Here is a 17,428-nt window from a genome sequence, read left to right as displayed (position 1 = left end):
GCAAACAAGGCCGTCATCGATGACCAGGGCTGAGAGCATACAAAATGGTTCTGCGAAGACAGCATCTTAGAAACAAGGCGCTGAGGACGTAGATCGCACGCGACATCGCGCTCCTGGCCAGACTTATACCAAGCTCAAACTGGGTAACGCAATACCTCCACCCTCAGCCGTTACCCGCGAGAATTTGAATTCCAGGAAGGTGCCAGTTGTGACGAGCTTCTACGAACGATTCTCCAAACCAGTCAACGCCGGTCCGGAAAGTCCGCCGCCGCGCCCACGTCCTAATCCCCCGCGTCCTCGACCGGACACCCTTCCGCGCCCCGGACCGTCTTCGATCTATACCGCAACCGTCGAGACGACTGATGAGTCTCGTTCGGCGTTCCTTCTAGGAACATTCGCGCCGTGACCGCGTTCGCACCGTGCGAACGCGTCATAGTCGGTTCCCTTGGTGACCGACACGTCGATCAGGTGGTTCGGCATCTGCCCGCCCGGTCCACTGTCGTGATAGACGCCGGCAGTATCCCAGACGTACTGATCTACATCGACGACGAGCACACGGTAGCGAAAGACCTCACAGGTTCCGCAGTGTCGATTGGCCCGCCGAACAGGACACGTGGCTGGATACGCCGTCTCGCCGAACCGTCGTGGGACAATGGCGCTGTCATAGGTTCCAGGCGGGCAGCGGAGCTGGCCACGCAACTCGCGTCACTGAGCATCATCCTGCGGGACCCCATGATTGAGTGGCTGACACCAATCGACACTCAACTATCAAGCGAGAACAAAATGCTGCAAGCGCGCGACGCGCGCGCGTTGCAGATCCCGTCTCCTGAAGCCATTATCGGCGGATCGCCTGAGTACATTCGGTCGCGGATCGGCGAGCAAGCAGTCGTCAAGCCGCTAGGCCCCGGCAACTACGAACATGCCGGCGAACAGCACATAGTCTACGCACAGGCGGTTCCGGTTGAATCACTTACTGCCCTTGACACATTGAATCCAACATTCCTGTCTCAGAGGCTTATTCGCGCCGACAGACACCTTCGCATCGTCACTGTGGCGGATCGGACCTGGGGTGCGGCACTGCTTGCGAGTGGTCTACCGCTCGACTGGAGGATGAATGCAGCAGCCCACTCGTCCTTCGCTCCACACGATCTGACGATCGGCGAGATAAACAGTGCCCAGCGCATCGCCCAGAAAATGGGCGTGCGATACAGCGCCCAGGACTGGATTCAGACTAACGACGGCAAAGCCGCGTTCATCGATCTAAATCCCGGTGGTCAATGGCTGTTCCTACCTCGGACGATAGCGGGGCAGATCACCGCTGAACTAGCGAAATGGCTGGGGTCTTCCGCGTGATACGGGTAATCAATGGTCGTTTTCGCGAGGTCCGGGCCTACTTCTTGTACTGCCTTGCACTATTTTGGCCGGGAGTACAGGTTCCAGTGTTCGAAAAACCGCCCGACCGCGATCCAGACATCGCTGACTTCACAGTCGAGCAACTACAGGTCCTACTCGACGAAGGCCGCAGGCAGCTCGATCGGCAGCGTCAAGACTTAGAGCGGGTACAGACACGGTCTGCTACCGCTGCGACGATAGGTCTAGCCGAGATCGCATTGCTTTCAAACGGGGGCGCGACGGTAATTCGGGCTGACGGATTCTGGTACATCCCATGGCTGATGGGTGTTATCTGCGTTTTCCTAGGGGTCGCGGGCGCCGTCTCACTGTTGACCACCCGTCCCACTGTTGCCTCGCCTCACGTCAATGAGATCGCCACCTACCCAGGCCGCGATCCACTCTACTGCGCCACTTACGCCCACATTCGGGACGTAGACGTCGGTGATTTTACGCTATCAGCCCGGGTCACCATTCTCCGCGACGTGGCACTCTTACTAGTTCTGGGTGCCTTGCTGTATGCAGCGATATGGCCGTTTGTACAACTGAAAGCGTAGTCCCATTGGAATCCCTTCAACCAGGACCGGAGTTGGTCCTACACAGCTCGGAGGTGAGATCGAGCGATACCGAACGGGCCGCTCAGCTCGGCGTGCATGACACTTGTCAGGCACGCTATTCCATCTCCCGGTGTGGCACCTCCTCTTCATCATCCACCGCCCGCAGTGCGCACCCGTTCTTCGATGGTCAACTGCAGTAACTGCGTGCCGCTAGCATGCGAGGTCCGTTGATCTGCATGTCAGAGATGCCCAAACTCGCGTGCCATGATCCGCACACAGTTCATCGACCTTGTCCGCGGGCGGGACTCTCAACAATCGAGTAGAGGGCTAGGCCCGTTGCCGGGCAGCTAGTGTCAGCGCATCTGCTTTCATACACCCGGGCCGCCCCGGTCACGGAAATCGACCGTACCGGGCGACGAGTATCGTCTGCGGGCACACCTCTATCGCGATTTGCAACGGCTCCCGCGCCAGCACTATCGAACTGCGAGTATTTAGAACTCAAGCCGCGCCGGGAATAGGAATAGGAACAGAAACGGACGTAGCCACAGCAAGGCCTTAACAACGCCGACGATCGAGCTGTGCTCGGGGACGGACTCAGGATGCGCGGATAGCGAGGTTAAACCGGCATCGATATCGTATTCGTCGATTCCAATGTTGGAGATTGGCGGGCTTCGCTTCCCGAGGCTGTCAAGCTAAATCGACCCATCTTCCGAGGTTCTGGTAACCGCCATCATGGACCCAATCATAAGTACGGGCCGACGCGGGGAGCGGGTTAGCACCTCGACTCGACGTTTGCCCGTTAAACCCAGGAATATTGTGAATATAGATGCCTATCAACCCATTGCCGCGAGCAAGGCTCTGCTGAATCTCGTACTGAACCCAGCGGCGACTTGCGGTGTGGCTTCCAATCAAAACAGCTGTAACGGTCGTGCGTTCGAGCGCCTTTGCGATGAGTGTGCGGATCGCGGCGTCGTTCTTCTTCGTCTCTTCCCAAAGTGACGCATCAATCCATTCAGCGTCAACGCTATCTTTAAACTGGGAACTTTTTCGCACTACCGCCGACCGTTGAACATCCTGTTCGTAGTGGAAGCTGAAAAAAGTACGACGAGCCATCACACACCCTCCCCCGTGGGCGACTGCGCCTTCGGCAGTCGATCCCCCAATGATAGCGGCAGCCAGCGACACTGTTTCCCTTACGGACTGAGGGACTCGATGAGGGTATCCAGGGCCCCCAGAAGAGCGTCGTTTTCAGCCCCAGTGTCCGCAAGTAGATTGAAGGATTCCCGCGGCGCGCCGGGCAGTAACTCCTCGAAACGACTACCTACCGTCCGATGCAGTTCCGATGCCATCCAACCCGTGGCACCGACGGGGAGTGGATAAGCCCCGTTTGCAATAGCTATCTCAAACTCCCGCAGCACTCCGGCAGCCAGTTCAGGACTGTCGTCCGAGCTTCGGCGGTTGCCACTGATAAAAACCGCGAAACCCGCCGTTCGAAGCATACCTTGGCGCCATTTTTCGTCCATTTGCTTGTCCCGAGGTTGACCAGGAGATGGTTGAGGGAAGGGGAAGAGGCGGAGTCGCTGCGCCGGGTCACTTTGGACTCGATACACCTCTTCAGCAGCACCTGATAAGACCGACGCTCCAACACCCAGTCCGAATCCGCTGACTAGATTCCTCCCGGATCGAATGATCCGTTGCCCAACTTTCCGACCGAAATCATCCAGACGATCTTGACCGAAAGGGTCAGGAGTGGTTGCGGAACCACTAACGAAAACGTGACGACGACGAAGGCGCTGATCTGCCTCAACCAAAAGGGCACCAATCTCGTCGTAATCGTCGAGCAGTATCGTTTCCAGTCCGTATCGCTTCATCGTGCGAACCCAGAGCTCTTGCCGCTTTGCGTCCATACCATCCTGATGTCTTTTCATCAGAACCCAGTGGGTACGCGAGTTATCACCGTAGTTGGAACGTACTTGCGCTAAGACATGGTCCAAGTTCGGATCTGTGAAGCTAAAACCAGAGAACAAAAATGTCTGCTGCGACAGCTGCGCTTTTAGCGAATCTAGAATATACGAATACTTGTATGCATAGCGGTCATAGTCATCTCTCGACAAGACAAGATTGTCCGGGTCGCCGATGTCCCCGTGCATCTTGTAGATCGCGACAGAGGCGTCAGGCTTGGATGTGACCCACGTCGACTGCCGCCCGCACGACTTGACATCGGCTACCAAGTGCTGGTTCTCATACGCACGCTCAATCCCCTGGTCGTAGTTCGTGGTCCATATCGACTTGATGGGCAAACGAGTCAATGCGCTGTACACCGCTGTTACGGGGGCCGCCTTGTCGAACTGCTCTCTGAGCCGCTGATTGAGACGGCCGCGCTGCTGGTTGGACTCATCGATGAAATACTGCGCAACCATCGGCAGGTCGTACTCGATGTCGATATCCAGCCCCAACTCCTCCGCAAATTCGCGTAGCAGGCCTTTCCAATCGACGTAGCCAGAATCACGAGACAGGCCAGCACCTGCAAAGAATGCGGCGTCCCCCGATTCAAGGGCCGCCACATAATCGCGTAGAAACCGATTCCGAAGGGTTGCGTCAGGGAGGGACATGACGCAAATATACTGACGTCACCCTCTGATTGGAAGGCACTGTCAGCCCGGTCGGCCTGTGTCGACGTCAATCGGTACGTCGGCGTAGGCGTAGGCGTAATATAGGGCCGAGGGTAAACGCATCGGGGAAAAACTTCAGTCTAGTGACGACAGCGCGGCCGCCGCGATAGATGCGCGACAGCCCCGAAATCACTATGGATTTGGGGCTGTCGTCATAGTTGGTCAGACGGTCAAATCCTCGTCCCGTCGATTCTTGATGCGCGAGGTTGCCACGAAGGAGATCGCGGCCAGGATCATCAGGTAGATCGAGATGGACATCGAAGTGCCGGTTCCCTTGAACAGCGCTTCAGCGATCGTGGGCACGAAGGCCCCACCGAGCACCGTGCCGATGGCGTAGCCGATGGACGCGCCACTGAATCGGACTGCTGCGGGGAACATTTCGGCGTACAGGGCCGGCTGAGGGCCGTACGACAGCCCGAGTCCGACGGCGAACAGTCCGAGGGCCAGGTAGATCCAGTGCAGCTCACCGGTGTCGACGAGCAGGAAGAACGGGATGGCGCACAGCACCATTGCCGCGTTTCCGAGATTCATGATGGTCGTTCGGGCGTAGCGATCGGACAGATGCGCGCCGAGGAGGGTGAACACTCCCCAGACGATGGCCGCGAACAAGCTGGCCACCAACACGTCAACGCGTGCGAGTCCGTGTTCTCGCGTCGAGTACGCGACGATGAAGCCGCCGACGATGATGTAGCCGTTTCCGTTGGTGCCGATGAACGACAGCGCAGCGAGCATGACCTGCTTCTTGTTGGTGCGCCACAGCGAACGGACCGGAGTGTGGTTGCGCTCCTTGCGTTCCGAGAGCTCCTTGAACACCGGGGTCTCCTCGACGCGGCGTCGGATGTAGAAGCCGACGAGGATGAGCACGAAGCTGATGAGGAACGGGATGCGCCAGCCCCAGGCCTCGAACTGCTCCTCGCTGAGCAGACCGGTGCACAGCGCCAACGTTCCCACCGCGATGAGCATGCCGAGAGGAACACCCATCTGAGTTGCAGCGCCATAGATTCCACGCTTGCCCTTCGGGGCGTGCTCGACGGCCATCAGCGCCGCGCCGCCCCATTCGCCGCCGGTGGAGAATCCCTGCAGGATGCGCAGCACGATCAGAATGATCGGAGCCCAGATACCGATAGTGGCGTAGGTGGGGAGCAGACCCATACCGACGGTGGCCGCACCCATGAGGGTGAGGGTGGCGATGAGGACCTTCTTGCGGCCGATCTTGTCGCCGAAGTAGCCCGCGACGATGGCTCCGAGAGGCCGGAAGATGAAGCTGATGCCGATCGTGACGTAGGCGACGAGCTGTCCGGACGACCCCATGGGCGCGAAGAACAGTTGGGCGAAGATCAGCGACGCTGCCTGCGCGTAGATGAAGAAGTCGTACCACTCGACCGTGGTTCCGACCATGCTGGCCATGGCGGCCCGGCGATGCTCGCGCGACACCCCGGTGGGCGTCTCGACCTGTGTTGACATCGACTTGTCTCGTTTCGTTCGGGCTCCGGCGCTCAGTTCAGGAGCGGCGATTCGGAGTGTCGTGAGGCAGGGTAATAGGGTTCGAACACGATCAATCTCGGCGACCGAAAACCGGATATAACTCACCGTCCATTCGGTCGGTAATCACTGTGACCGTCGACACGATGGTTTGTCAAGGTGGCGCGGGCCATGACGAGTGTGTTCGCCTACAAGTTCGTCGAGATCTACCGACCGAAGCGCGAGTGTTAGTCCGAAACGACGCAGACACCGCCAGTGACGGAAGGTCATACTCGAACCCATGGCTGCACCATCGTCGACGCTCGTGCTCGACTCTCCGATCCTCGACGAACTGACGCGCGCGCTCGGCTCCGATGCGGTGGTGACCGACCCGGACATCCTCGAGAGCTACCGTCACGACGCGGCCGCCCTCTGCGAATCGGCCCTGCCGCTGGCCGCGGTACTGCCGACCACCGAGTCGGACGTGCAAGCCATCATGACCATCGCATCTGCGCACCGCATTCCCGTTGTCCCCCAGGGCGCTTTGACCGGCCTGGCCGGAGCCGCGAACGCCAGCGTCGGAGCCATCGCCCTCAACACCCGCCGCATGAACAAGATCGTCGAGCTCGACGTCGTCAACCGCGTCGCCGTCGTACAACCCGGCGTGACGAACAAGGAACTGAAAGACGCTGCTCGAGAGCAGGGTTTGACGTACCTGCCCGACCCGTCCAGTTGGGAGGCGTCGACCATCGGGGGGAACATCGCCACCAACGCCGGCGGCTTGTGCTGCGTGAAGTACGGCGTCACAGCACGATTCGTGCGTGGGCTGCGCGTGGTTCTCGCCGACGGCAGGGCCACCTTCGTCGGTCGACGCACCGTCAAGGGCGTGGCCGGACTCTCTCTGGCGGATCTGTTCGTCGGATCGGAAGGAACCCTCGGCATCATCACCGAGGCCACCGTCGGTCTCGACTTCCCCAGCGCTACCCCACTGACCATGGCTGCGACCTTCCCGTCCACTGTCGCTGCAGGAGAGGCAGTATCGCGGATACGTGCGGCGGGTATCACCCCGAGCCTGTTCGAGCTGTTGGACCGCACCACCATTGCCGCCATCGACGCATACTCGCGGATGGATTTCGGAACCGACGCCGCCGCAGTGCTGATCGCACAGTCCGACATCGGCGACGGTGCCGTGCAGGAACTCGAGGCCATCGCCGCGCTGTGCACCGATTCCGGCGCGGTGGACGTCGCCGTCGCCGAGGACGAAGTCGAGTCGGAGCAGCTGATTCAAGCACGTCGACTGGCCTACCCCGCACTCGAGCGCTTGGGTTCACCGTTGGTCGACGATGTGTCCGTACCCATTTCACAGCTCGCCACGATGATCGACGAGGTGGGTCGGGTCGCAGACCGGCTGGGCATCGTCATCGGCGTCGTCGGCCACGCCGGCGACGGCAACATTCATCCGACAGTCATCGTCGACCCCATCGATCCGGCATCCTTGGCCAAGGCTCACCGAGCATTCGACGAGATCGCGGCCTTCGCTCTCTCGCTCGGTGGAACCATCACCGGCGAGCACGGCGTGGGACTGCTCAAGCGGGACCTTCTCGAAACCGAACTCGACCCGGTCGCAGCCGAACTGCAGCGCGGCATCAAGGAACTACTCGACCCGCACTACCTGCTCAATCCAGGCAAGGTGCTCACCGCCCGGCCCTGAGCCGGAGCGACATCCACACGAGCAATCGGGTATCGGGATCATCGAGATCGAGATCGAAGAGTTCCTTCGTACGTCGCAGCCGGTAGCGAAAGGTGTTGGCGTGCAGATAGAGCGATGCCGACGCTGCGGCCACGTTCGATTCGTGCGCGAGTAGCGCCAGTACCGTCGCGCCGTAGTCGGTACCTTCGGCAGCGTCGTAGGAGAGCATCCGTTCGACGGCCGGAATCGCGAGCGGCACGTCCGAGAGCGCGTCGGCCGCCCTGTTCAGGGTGACCGGTACCCGGCTCTGCTCGAATGTCGTGGTGTGCGAACCCTTCTCGATGGTATCGAGCGCCCAGTGCGCGTGACTACGCGCCACCGCGGGCCGCGCATGCGGCCCGCCGATCGCGAATGTCACCGGCACGCCGAATGCCATCTCCGCCCGCCGTCGGACATGCTCGGCCTCGTCGGCGACACCACGGTCGTCGTCCGTCGCCACGACGAAGAACACGACGTGATCGTCGACGATGAACCCGGAATCCGCATCACCGCCGAATGTGAGCTCCAACAGACCCCCGAGCTGCACCAGCAGGGTTTCCGGTTGCGCCGAGTCCACTGTCGCTGCCAGTACCGCGAAGCGGCTACCGGCCGAGGTGACTACGGCGGGATCGGTCAACAACGCACGTGCCCTGGAGTTTCCGAGTCCGGCCGGACGATGTCGGGCGAGGAGCAGTGGCACCGCAGCAGCGGCTGCGCGAGTCAATGCGGTCACCGCGCCGCCATCGGGTGGGCCGGCCGGAGCCGTGGCGACGATGCACCAGATCGAGCCGAGGTACTCACCGTCCGCCGAGACGGCCACCGCCAGCCGCGGTAGCGCGCCAGCAACGTCGACCACATGGACCGTCGAACTTCGCCGAAAGAGCGGATCGATGTGGTGCACCATGTAGCGGGCCGGGACCTGCTTGCCCAGAATCCCGTCGCGCCGCACGTCGTCGATCGGCTGCCCTGGAACGGACGAATATGCAACGACGTAGCCCTGCGGATCCATCACCGACACTGCACCGCCCACTGCGGTGGCAGTCGCATCTGCCAGCGCCGAGAGGTCTGCAGTGGTCACCGATTCACCGTACTTCCACGTGCTGGATCACTACCGAGCTATGGTGCGACTGTCGCCTCGGAATTCCGCGATCAGCTCACCTCGGCACGTCACCGACACGTCGTACAGCCCGTTGCGGCCGAACCTCGCGCGCTCGACGGCGTCTGCGACCAGCACGTCGCCGGTCTTCGTCGGACGCAGGTAGCGAATGTCGCATCGGGCCGCGACAGCCGAGTCCTCGTGGGAATTGCAGGCCATTGCGAACGTGGTGTCCGCCAACAGGAACACGTATCCGCCGTGGGTGATGGCGTACCCGTTGACCATGTCCTCGGTGACCACCATCGACATCCGAGCGTGCCCAGGTGACAGCTCGATCAATTCGATGCCGAGCTTGCGCGACGCGGCGTCGACCTCGAACATCTCGCGGGCGATAGGCGAATCGGTCACGGCTGCACCACCGACTGCTCGTTCTGGGTGAACATCGTGACGCCGCCGGTCGCGAAGTTCCGCAGATCCTTGCCTGCCGCTTTCATCTCGGGCGAGGCCAATCCCGTCTTCAGCGATGCCTCGTCCGCGAAGTACAGGCTGGCGATCGCGTAATACGGCGGTGGTGAAGCGTCGAGCGAGTCCAGCGTGCCCCAGGTGAAGTCGATCAAACCGGGGACAGCCCGAGCGAGGGGCACGTGCACCTCGGCGTAGTGACGATCGAATGCGGCAGGGTCCTCGGGCATTCCGTAACAGACGGCCACTCGCACGCTCATGATGCGGCCTCGGGCTTCGCGACGAGAGTCAGCACGTCGTAGGTGGCGACCGGTTCATCGTTCTGGTTGACGACCACTGCATCCCAACGCACCTCGCCGTAGTCGGCACTCTGACGCGGAGTGATCAACTTGGCGGTCAGTGTCACCGTCAACGAATCCTCGGCCTTGACAGGCGTCAGGAAACGAAGGCTGTCGACGCCGAAATTCGCGAGTACGGGGCCCGGCGCTGGGTCGACGAACAGCCCTGCCGCCAGCGAGACCACCAGGTAGCCGTGGGCGACGATTCCGCCGAACAACGGATTGGCTGCTGCCGCTTCGGGATCGGTGTGCGCATAGAACGTGTCGCCGGTGAATTCCGCGAAGTGATCGATGTCCGCCCGCGAGACCTGCCGTGGTCCACCGACGATGGTGTCGCCCAGCTTCAGTTCGCCGAGGTTCTTGCGGAACGGGTGGACGTCGCCGGTCGTCTGCTTCGCGCCGGTGACCCACTTGTTGCCGATTGCCGTCAGGACATCCGGAGTTCCCTGAATTGCTGTGCGCTGCATGTGGTGCAGCACGCCCCGAATGCCACCGAGTTCTTCACCACCGCCTGCGCGACCGGGCCCGCCGTGCACCAGAACCGGCAGCGGAGACCCGTGCCCGGTCGATTCCTTGGCATCCTCGGAGTTCAGGACCAGGATGCGGCCGTGGTACGGCGCACTGCCCAGCACGATCTCGCGCGCGATCGCCGAATCCTTGGTCACCAGAGAGGCAACCAGAGAACCCTTTCCGCGGGCTACAAGATCGAGCAGGTCCGCGGTGCTGTCGTAGCCGATGACGGTCGAGACAGGACCGAAGGCCTCGATCTCGTGCGGTTCGGATGCGCTCTTGTCGCCGGCCTTCAGCAGGACCGGTGCCATGAAGGCACCGGGTCGCGAATCCACGGCGTCCGGATCACCGAAGACGACCGTTGCCGACTTGGTCAGTCCACGAATTGATTTGAGGACTTCGTCGCGCTGGTCGATGCTGGCGAGTGCACCCATGGTGACCCCCTCGTCGGCCGGATCACCGACGACGACCTTCTCCAGCTTGGCCTTCAGCGCCTCGATGACGGCCTCGACCGAGGATTGCGGAACCAGTACGCGCCTGATTGCGGTGCATTTCTGGCCGGCCTTCGACGTCATCTCGGTGAAGACACCCTTGACGAACAGGTCGAACTCCGGATCATTCTGTGCCACATCGGAAGCCAATATCGAGGCATTGAGAGAATCCGCTTCGGCCGTGAAGTGCAGCCCTTCGCCCACGACGTTGGGGTGTGAGCGCAGGGTCGCTGCGGTATCGGCAGATCCGGTGAAGGCCACCGAATCCTGACCACCGAGGTGATCGAGCACACCGCGGGCGCTGCCACACAGCAGCTGAACCGAACCCTCGGGCAGCAGCCCCGACTCGATGATCCGTCGGAACACCAGCTCGGTGAGGTACGCAGTTTGGCTGGCGGGCTTGACGATCGACGGCACGCCGGCGATGAACGCGGGGGCCAGCTTTTCGAGGAATCCCCACACGGGGAAGTTGAAAGCGTTGATCTGCACGGCGACACCGCGCCGAGAGGTGTAGATGTGCTGACCGAGGAAGGTGCCCTTCTTGCCGAGCTGCTCGATAGCACCGTCGAGATACACCGTCTCGTTGGGGAGTTCGCGTCGGGCCTTGCTCGCGTAGCTCAGCACGGTGCCGAATCCGCCGTCGATGTCGACACCGGAATCTCGCACGGTGGCTCCGGTGTGCCGGGAGAGTCGGTAGAACTCCTCCTTGCCGGCCAGCAGTGTCAGGCCCAGTTGCTTGAGCAGTGCAGCGCGCTCGTGGAATGTCAGTGCCGCGAGCGCGGGCCCTCCGACGGTGCGGGCGTAGTCGATCATGCCCGCGACATCGAGGCCGCTGGACGACACCCGGGCGATCTCGCTGCCGTCGACGGCGCTCAGCAGCGGCGCTCCCTCGTCGGTGGCGGAATACCACGCTCCCTGGGCATAGCTTTCCAGAAGTCTGCTCACAACGCCTCCATCTCACCGTACGTTCGGTCGGTAATTACCATCGCCGTCGAACGCCGAGATGTCAAGACTTCACCCTCTACGTGCGGCGCAGGCCGTCGAATGTCAGCGCGACCACGGCGTCGGCCAACTCTTCGACCGATCCGCCGGTACGCGGGCGGTACCACTCGATGAGCGAGTTGACCGTGCCGAACACGAGCTTGGACGCCAGTGCCGGATCCACCCCTGGACGCAGGTCGCCCTCTTCGGCGGCGGCGACCACGAGCCCGGTGACGAAGGAATCGAACTCGCGGCGACGGGCGAGGGCCCGCCGCTCGACGTCGGTGTTACCCCGGACGCGCAGCAGCAGCGTGACGTAGGGCAGCTCTGCACACAGGATGTCCACGCTGCGACGCACCAGGTATTCGAGGCGGTCGATGTACCGCCCGGTGGTCGCCCGATCCTCGGTCGTCACCGCGAAGAGTGCGTTGAGCGCCCTGGACAGCGCGAGTTCGAGCAGCTCCGACTTGCCCGATACGTGGTGGTAGATCGAGGACTTGGTGATGCCGAGCCGCTTCGCCAGAACTTCCATGCTGGTGCCGTCGTATCCACGGTCGTTGAAGACCTTGACCGCCACGGCCAACAAGGAATCCAGGTCGTATCCCGGCCGGCCTGGCAGTCCGGTCTTGCGCGGCGCGCGTGCGGTTGTCATGTCCACATCTTCTCAGCCGACGGCCGATTCCACAGCACCATGGGCAGCAGGTCTTGCCAAACGACCGAATGTTCGGTTATCAATGACGCAACCGTACGAAGGAGATCCAAGTGGGCGAAGTATTTCTCGTGGCAGGCGCGCGCACGCCGCACGGACGCTACGGCGGTGCGCTGTCGACCGTGCGCCCCGACGACCTGGCCGGGATCGTCGTCGCCGAGGCCGTCCGCCGAGCGGGTGTGCCCGTCGATCGAATCGACGAGGTCATTCTCGGTGCCGCGAACCAGGCAGGCGAGGACAATCGAGACGTGGCCAGAATGGCGGTTCTGCTCGCAGGACTCCCTCACACGGTGCCGGGTTACACCGTCAACCGCCTGTGCGCGAGCGGTCTGACGGCAGTCGCCAACGCCGCGAGCACCATTCGCAGCGGTGAGGCAGACATCATCGTCGCCGGTGGTGTCGAGTCCATGACCCGCGCACCCTGGGTCATGGCCAAGCCGGGGACCGCGTGGGCCAAGCCGGGAGAAATCTTCGATACCTCCCTCGGATGGCGTTTCACCAATCCGACCTTCGCCGCGCACGACGCAGGGTCCGATCCCAAGATCACACTGTCGATGGGCGAGACCGCCGAGGAGGTGGCACTGCGCGAAGGCATCACCCGCGCCGAGTCCGACGCCTTTGCCTTCCGCAGCCAGCAACGCGCCGTCGCCGCTCAGGACGCAGGCCGCTTCGCCGACGAGATCGTGCCCGTCTCGACCAAAAACGGCGACGTCACCGAGGACGAGACACCGCGGCGCGGAACCACACTGGAGAAGCTCGGCACGCTGAAGACCGTGTTCCGCAAGGACGGCATCGTCACCGCAGGCACCTCGTCGCCGTTCACCGACGGTGCGTCGGCGCTGGTGGTGGCGTCCGAGGAGGCCGTGAACAAGTACGGCCTCGACGTTCGCGGCCGCATCGTCACCAGTGCGAGCGCCGGTATCGCGCCCCACATCATGGGGCTCGGTCCGGTGCCGTCCACGCAGAAGGCGCTCGCTCGCGCCGGGTGGTCTGCCGAGGACCTCGGTGCCGTCGAGCTCAACGAAGCCTTCGCGGCCCAGTCGCTCGGCGTCATCCGCCAGCTGAAGCTCGACGAGAACATCGTCAATGCCGACGGCGGTGCCATCGCTCTCGGCCATCCCCTCGGCTCGTCGGGTGCTCGAATTCTGTTGACACTGTTGGGTCGGATGGAACGCGAGAAGGCCTCCCGTGGGCTCGCCACCCTGTGCGTCGGCGTCGGGCAAGGCGTGTCGATGTTGATCGCGGCACCGTGAACACGCTCATCGTGGAGGAGCTGACGGACCGCGTTGTCGTCACCCTGAATCGCGAGAAGCAGCGCAACGCAATTGATTCCGAGATGATCGGCGAGTTGCACGAGGTGTGCGGGCTCGTCGAGCAGGATCCGAAGATCGTCGTCCTCACCGGTGAGGGCGAGCACTTCGCCGGCGGTGCCGACATCAATCAATTGCGCGCCCGCACCCGCGACGATGCATTGCGCGGCATCAACCGAAACCTGTTCGACCGCATCGCCGCACTGCCCCTGCCGACGATCGCCGCGGTCCGCGGCTACGCCCTCGGCGGTGGAGCCGAACTGTCCTACGCCTGTGACATCCGCATCGCGTCGCCGACGGCCGTGTTCGGCAATCCCGAACCGGGACTGGGCATCATGGCCGCTGCCGGCGCCAGCTACCGGCTACCGACACTGGTGGGAGTGTCCGTCGCGAAGCAGGTTCTCCTCGGCGGCCGAACACTCGACGCCGATGCCGCACTCCGCTCCGGCCTGGTGCTGGATGTCGTCGACCAGCCGTTGGCCGCAGCGCACGCACTCGCGGATCGCATTGCCAAGCAAGCACCTCTGGCACTGACGCTCACCAAAAAGATCCTCGATGCGCCCGGTTCACACCCGTGGGCCGACGACATCGCGCAGGCTGTTCTGTTCGAGACCGAAGACAAACAACGCCGGATGACGGCATTTCTGGAGAAGAAGAAATGACAGCTCCTCGCACAGTAGGTGTCGTGGGTGGCGGCCGCATGGGTGCAGGGATTGCCCAGGTATTCGCAGCCCTCGGCTCGACCGTCGTCATCGCCGAAGCGGCCGATCAGCAGGCCGCCCTCGGCCGAGTCTCGACTGGGTTGGATCGGGCGCACGAGCGCGGCAAGCTCAGCGAGGACCCGTCGGCGATTCTCGCCCGGGTCTCCACCGTCGCGGGGCCCGCCGATCTCCCTGCCGACCTCGACCTGGTCGTCGAAGCGGTTCCCGAGATCCCGTCCCTCAAGGTCGAGGTGCTTACTCTCGTCGACAAGATCGCCGGGGCTCAGACGGTCATCGCGTCGAACACGAGCTCGATTTCCATCGCCGAACTCGGTGCGGCACTTTCCGATCCGAGCCGCTTCATCGGGATGCACTTCTTCAACCCGGTTCCGGCGTCGACTCTCGTCGAGATCGTGCGTGCCCCGGCCACCTCCCCGGATGTGGTGGAGCGAGTACAGCAGTGGGTGTCGCTACTCGGCAAGACCGAGGTGCTCGTCAACGACTCCCCCGGCTTCGCGACCTCCCGGCTCGGCGTCTGCCTCGGGCTGGAAGCCATTCGTATGTTGGAGGAAGGCGTCGCCGACGCCGAATCCATCGACCGCGCTATGGAACTCGGGTACAAGCACCCGATGGGCCCGTTGCGGTCGACCGACCTCGTCGGGTTGGACGTTCGGCTCGCGATCGCAGAACACCTGGCGTCGACCCTCGGCGACAGATTCACTCCCCCGCAGTTGTTGCGAGACATGGTTGCTCGCGGCGACATCGGACGCAAGTCCGGTCGCGGCTTTCACGATTGGACGAACACATGACCGTACGGTTCGACGTCGCCGACGGCTTGGCGACCATCACCCTCGCGCGCCCGGAAGCACACAACGCGCTCGACGTGACGACGAAGGTCGCGTTGGCGGAGGCGGTCCAGAGCGCCGCTGGACCCGAGGTGCGTGCCGTATTGATCACCGCCGAGGGCAAGAACTTCTGCGTCGGCCAGGACCTCGGTGAGCACGTCACCGCGCTCGAATCCGACCCGGCCACGGCGATGGATACCGTCGGCGAGCACTACAACCCGCTGATCCGAGGACTCGCTGCGCTCGAGGTCCCGATCGTCGTCGCCATCCCCGGTGCGTGCGTCGGCGCGGGACTCGGGATCGCGCTGGCCGGAGACATCCGGGTCGCGGGCACCAAGTCCTCGTTCGCGACGGCATTCACCGGCATCGGTCTGGCGAGCGACTCGGGCTTGAGCTACGCGTTGGTCGAGGCGCTGGGATCGAGCCGGGCAGCGGGTCTGATGTTGCTCGGCGACAAGGTCACCGCAGCCCAGGCCCTCGACTGGGGTCTGGTGCACCGCGTCGTCGACGACGGAGACGTCCTCGAGACCGCACGCACGCTGGCCACGACCCTCGCAGCCGGTCCCACCCAGGCCTACAAGCAGGTTAAGTCACTGATCGCGCGATCCGGACTGTCCGACGCACTGGACCGCGAAGCCCAAGCACAGACCACCCTCGGGCAGACGGCGGACCACAAGGCAGCCGTCGACGCGTTCCTGGCCAAGACGAGAGCCTCCTTCGTCGGCATGTGAGCGGAAGTTCGACCCCTGCTACGAAGTTCCGCGCACATGCGGCGAAGCCGCTCTTGTGCGCGGAGCGCCACTCGAGGCATACTGGTTACCAACCGATCATTCGGTAATGAAAGTAGGACTTATGACCACGTCACACACCCTGTCCGCCGAGACGCTGCAGGACGGGTTCGACGAGACCATTGCCCACGAGCAGCGCGTCGAGCCTCGCGACTGGATGCCCGACGGCTATCGCAAGTCGCTCATCCGCCAGATCGCTCAGCACGCGCACTCCGAGATCATCGGAATGCAGCCGGAGGGAAACTGGCTCACCCGCGCACCGTCGCTGCGCCGCAAGGCGATCCTGATGGCCAAGGTGCAGGACGAAGCCGGCCACGGTCTCTACCTCTACTCCGCCGCCGAAACTCTGGGAGCGGACCGAGCCGACCTGACGGTCAAGCTCATCGAGGGCAAACAGAAGTACTCCTCGATCTTCAACTACCCCACCCTCACCTACGCCGACGTGGGCACCATCGGCTGGCTCGTCGACGGCGCAGCGATCTGCAACCAGGTTCCCCTGTGCCGCAGCAGTTTCGGCCCGTACGCACGCGCGATGATCCGCGTCTGCAAGGAGGAGTCGTTCCATCAGCGACAGGGCTACGAGCTGCTCGCCACGATGATGCGCGGCACCGACGAACAGCGCGCCATGGTTCAGGAATCGGTGAACCGCTGGTGGTGGCCGGCACTGATGATGTTCGGCCCGCCGGACGACGAGTCTCCCAACACCGAGCAGTCCATGAAGTGGGGCATCAAGCGCCACACCAACGACGAACTGCGCCAACGCTTCGTCGACATGTCCATCCCGCAGGCGAAGGCACTGGGCGTCACGTTCCCGGACCCGGATCTGAAGTGGAACGAGGAGCGCAAGTCGCACGATTTCGGTGAGCCCGACTGGTCCGAGTTCATGCAGGTGATCAAGGGCAACGGTGCCTCCAACGTCGAGCGCATCGCGAACCGTCGAGCAGCCCACGACGGCGGAGCCTGGGTCCGCGAGGCCGCGACCGCATTCGCCGAAAGGAACGCAGCATCATGAGCGAGTTCACCGCCGAGGGCGGCCACGGAGCAGTGCCTACCGAGGGTGTTCCGGTAGAGCCGAAACGAGAAGCGGTCAAGGCTGATTGGCCGCTGTACGAGGTGTTCCTGCGCGGCAAGCGCGGCCTGAACCACGTGCATGTCGGATCACTCCATGCCGCTGACGACCACATGGCCCTGCGGCACGCTCGCGACGTCTACACCCGCCGCAACGAAGGCGTCAGCATCTGGGTGGTTCCGTCCAACTCGATCGTCGCATCCTCTCCGTTGGAGAAGGATCCGTTCTTCGCACCGAGTGGCGACAAGGTGTACCGCCACCCGACGTTCTACGAGATCCCCGACAACGTTCCCCACATGTGAGACCCACACTTCAAGAGG

16 protein-coding genes are annotated in these 17,428 nt (G+C 62.9%); 8 read left to right on the top strand and 8 right to left on the bottom strand.

The genetic code is table 11. The features are described 5' to 3' along the window. Window positions 1-402: 402 nt before the first annotated feature. Window positions 403-1,353 (top strand): hypothetical protein, encoded by a 951-nt coding sequence (locus tag R4P57_RS07635; RefSeq protein WP_317802229.1) that lies wholly within the window; start codon window positions 403-405, stop codon window positions 1,351-1,353. A 1,280-nt stretch (window positions 1,354-2,633) separates the two neighbouring features. On the opposite strand, the gene R4P57_RS07630 is transcribed toward R4P57_RS07635, so the two are convergent. The 3 genes from R4P57_RS07630 to R4P57_RS07620 form a co-directional block, all read right to left on the bottom strand. Continuing rightward, window positions 2,634-3,059: a TIR domain-containing protein gene (locus R4P57_RS07630; protein ID WP_317802228.1), complete on the bottom strand. Its 426-nt coding sequence runs from the start codon at window positions 3,057-3,059 to the stop codon at window positions 2,634-2,636. An 80-nt stretch (window positions 3,060-3,139) separates the two neighbouring features. Further along, window positions 3,140-4,558: an SIR2 family protein gene (locus R4P57_RS07625; protein ID WP_317802227.1), complete on the bottom strand. Its 1,419-nt coding sequence runs from the start codon at window positions 4,556-4,558 to the stop codon at window positions 3,140-3,142. Window positions 4,559-4,780: 222 nt separating this feature from the next. Further along, on the bottom strand, window positions 4,781-6,082 hold the full coding sequence (locus R4P57_RS07620; protein ID WP_317802226.1) for an MFS transporter: 1,302 nt from the start codon (window positions 6,080-6,082) through the stop codon (window positions 4,781-4,783). A 298-nt stretch (window positions 6,083-6,380) separates the two neighbouring features. Here R4P57_RS07620 and R4P57_RS07615 point away from each other — a divergent pair, with 298 nt between their 5' ends. Further along, complete coding sequence (locus R4P57_RS07615; RefSeq protein ID WP_317802225.1) at window positions 6,381-7,790, top strand: FAD-binding oxidoreductase; 1,410 nt, start codon at window positions 6,381-6,383, stop codon at window positions 7,788-7,790. On the opposite strand, the gene R4P57_RS07610 is transcribed toward R4P57_RS07615, so the two are convergent. From R4P57_RS07610 to R4P57_RS07590, 5 genes are all read right to left on the bottom strand, one after another. Next, window positions 7,774-8,886 carry a helix-turn-helix domain-containing protein gene (locus R4P57_RS07610; RefSeq protein ID WP_317802224.1) on the bottom strand — a complete coding sequence of 371 codons (1,113 nt, stop codon included), beginning with the start codon at window positions 8,884-8,886 and terminating at the stop codon, window positions 7,774-7,776. The two genes, R4P57_RS07615 and R4P57_RS07610, sit on opposite strands and share 17 nt — an antisense overlap. A gap of 30 nt (window positions 8,887-8,916) precedes the next feature. Then, window positions 8,917-9,285, bottom strand: a complete 369-nt coding sequence (paaI, locus tag R4P57_RS07605) for a hydroxyphenylacetyl-CoA thioesterase PaaI (RefSeq protein ID WP_052047418.1) — start codon at window positions 9,283-9,285, stop codon at window positions 8,917-8,919. Window positions 9,286-9,308: 23 nt separating this feature from the next. Further along, window positions 9,309-9,626: an EthD family reductase gene (locus R4P57_RS07600; RefSeq protein WP_317802223.1), complete on the bottom strand. Its 318-nt coding sequence runs from the start codon at window positions 9,624-9,626 to the stop codon at window positions 9,309-9,311. After that, window positions 9,623-11,650, bottom strand: coding sequence for a phenylacetic acid degradation bifunctional protein PaaZ (gene paaZ / locus R4P57_RS07595; protein WP_317802222.1), 2,028 nt, complete (start codon window positions 11,648-11,650; stop codon window positions 9,623-9,625). Before paaZ ends, R4P57_RS07600 begins: the two co-directional genes overlap by 4 nt. A 76-nt stretch (window positions 11,651-11,726) precedes the next feature. Next, window positions 11,727-12,338, bottom strand: a complete 612-nt coding sequence (locus tag R4P57_RS07590; protein ID WP_128646201.1) for a TetR/AcrR family transcriptional regulator — start codon at window positions 12,336-12,338, stop codon at window positions 11,727-11,729. A 110-nt stretch (window positions 12,339-12,448) separates the two neighbouring features. On the opposite strand from R4P57_RS07590, the gene R4P57_RS07585 reads away from it, so the two are divergent. The 6 genes from R4P57_RS07585 (at window position 12,449) to paaB (ending at window position 17,410) form a co-directional block, all read left to right on the top strand. Beyond that, on the top strand, window positions 12,449-13,648 hold the full coding sequence (locus R4P57_RS07585; RefSeq protein ID WP_317802221.1) for a thiolase family protein: 1,200 nt from the start codon (window positions 12,449-12,451) through the stop codon (window positions 13,646-13,648). After that, window positions 13,645-14,367, top strand: a complete 723-nt coding sequence (locus R4P57_RS07580) for an enoyl-CoA hydratase/isomerase family protein (RefSeq protein WP_317802220.1) — start codon at window positions 13,645-13,647, stop codon at window positions 14,365-14,367. Before R4P57_RS07585 ends, R4P57_RS07580 begins: the two co-directional genes overlap by 4 nt. Then, complete coding sequence (locus R4P57_RS07575) at window positions 14,364-15,215, top strand: 3-hydroxyacyl-CoA dehydrogenase family protein (RefSeq protein WP_317802219.1); 852 nt, start codon at window positions 14,364-14,366, stop codon at window positions 15,213-15,215. Before R4P57_RS07580 ends, R4P57_RS07575 begins: the two co-directional genes overlap by 4 nt. After that, window positions 15,212-15,982, top strand: coding sequence for an enoyl-CoA hydratase/isomerase family protein (locus R4P57_RS07570; RefSeq protein WP_317802218.1), 771 nt, complete (start codon window positions 15,212-15,214; stop codon window positions 15,980-15,982). The genes R4P57_RS07575 and R4P57_RS07570 overlap by 4 nt, the downstream gene beginning before the upstream one ends. A gap of 121 nt (window positions 15,983-16,103) precedes the next feature. Next, entirely contained in the window at window positions 16,104-17,051 is a 948-nt protein-coding gene (gene paaA, locus R4P57_RS07565; RefSeq protein WP_317802217.1) for a 1,2-phenylacetyl-CoA epoxidase subunit PaaA, read from the top strand. Next, complete coding sequence (paaB, locus tag R4P57_RS07560; protein ID WP_317802216.1) at window positions 17,048-17,410, top strand: 1,2-phenylacetyl-CoA epoxidase subunit PaaB; 363 nt, start codon at window positions 17,048-17,050, stop codon at window positions 17,408-17,410. Before paaA ends, paaB begins: the two co-directional genes overlap by 4 nt. The last annotated feature ends 18 nt before the right edge of the window (window positions 17,411-17,428 follow it).

The sequence above is a fragment of the Rhodococcus sp. IEGM 1330 genome, assembly GCF_033142445.1.
Taxonomy (GTDB): Bacteria; Actinomycetota; Actinomycetes; order Mycobacteriales; family Mycobacteriaceae; genus Rhodococcoides.
The sequence above is the reverse complement of the archived record's forward strand: the minus strand, read 5'-3'. Positions and strand labels throughout refer to the sequence as shown.

Excerpts from the sequence above, each read along its gene's own strand:
- R4P57_RS07570 (WP_317802218.1), top strand. The coding sequence starts at position 15,212 with ATGACCGTACGGTTCGACGTCGCCGACGGCTTGGCGACCATCACCCTC.
- paaB (WP_317802216.1), top strand. The coding sequence starts at position 17,048 with ATGAGCGAGTTCACCGCCGAGGGCGGCCACGGAGCAGTGCCTACCGAG.
- R4P57_RS07615 (WP_317802225.1), top strand. The coding sequence starts at position 6,381 with ATGGCTGCACCATCGTCGACGCTCGTGCTCGACTCTCCGATCCTCGAC.
- R4P57_RS07625 (WP_317802227.1), bottom strand. The coding sequence starts at position 4,558 with ATGTCCCTCCCTGACGCAACCCTTCGGAATCGGTTTCTACGCGATTAT.
- R4P57_RS07590 (WP_128646201.1), bottom strand. The coding sequence starts at position 12,338 with ATGACAACCGCACGCGCGCCGCGCAAGACCGGACTGCCAGGCCGGCCG.
- R4P57_RS07620 (WP_317802226.1), bottom strand. The coding sequence starts at position 6,082 with ATGTCAACACAGGTCGAGACGCCCACCGGGGTGTCGCGCGAGCATCGC.
- R4P57_RS07630 (WP_317802228.1), bottom strand. The coding sequence starts at position 3,059 with ATGGCTCGTCGTACTTTTTTCAGCTTCCACTACGAACAGGATGTTCAA.
- R4P57_RS07575 (WP_317802219.1), top strand. The coding sequence starts at position 14,364 with ATGACAGCTCCTCGCACAGTAGGTGTCGTGGGTGGCGGCCGCATGGGT.
- R4P57_RS07600 (WP_317802223.1), bottom strand. The coding sequence starts at position 9,626 with ATGAGCGTGCGAGTGGCCGTCTGTTACGGAATGCCCGAGGACCCTGCC.
- paaA (WP_317802217.1), top strand. The coding sequence starts at position 16,104 with ATGACCACGTCACACACCCTGTCCGCCGAGACGCTGCAGGACGGGTTC.
- paaI (WP_052047418.1), bottom strand. The coding sequence starts at position 9,285 with ATGTTCGAGGTCGACGCCGCGTCGCGCAAGCTCGGCATCGAATTGATC.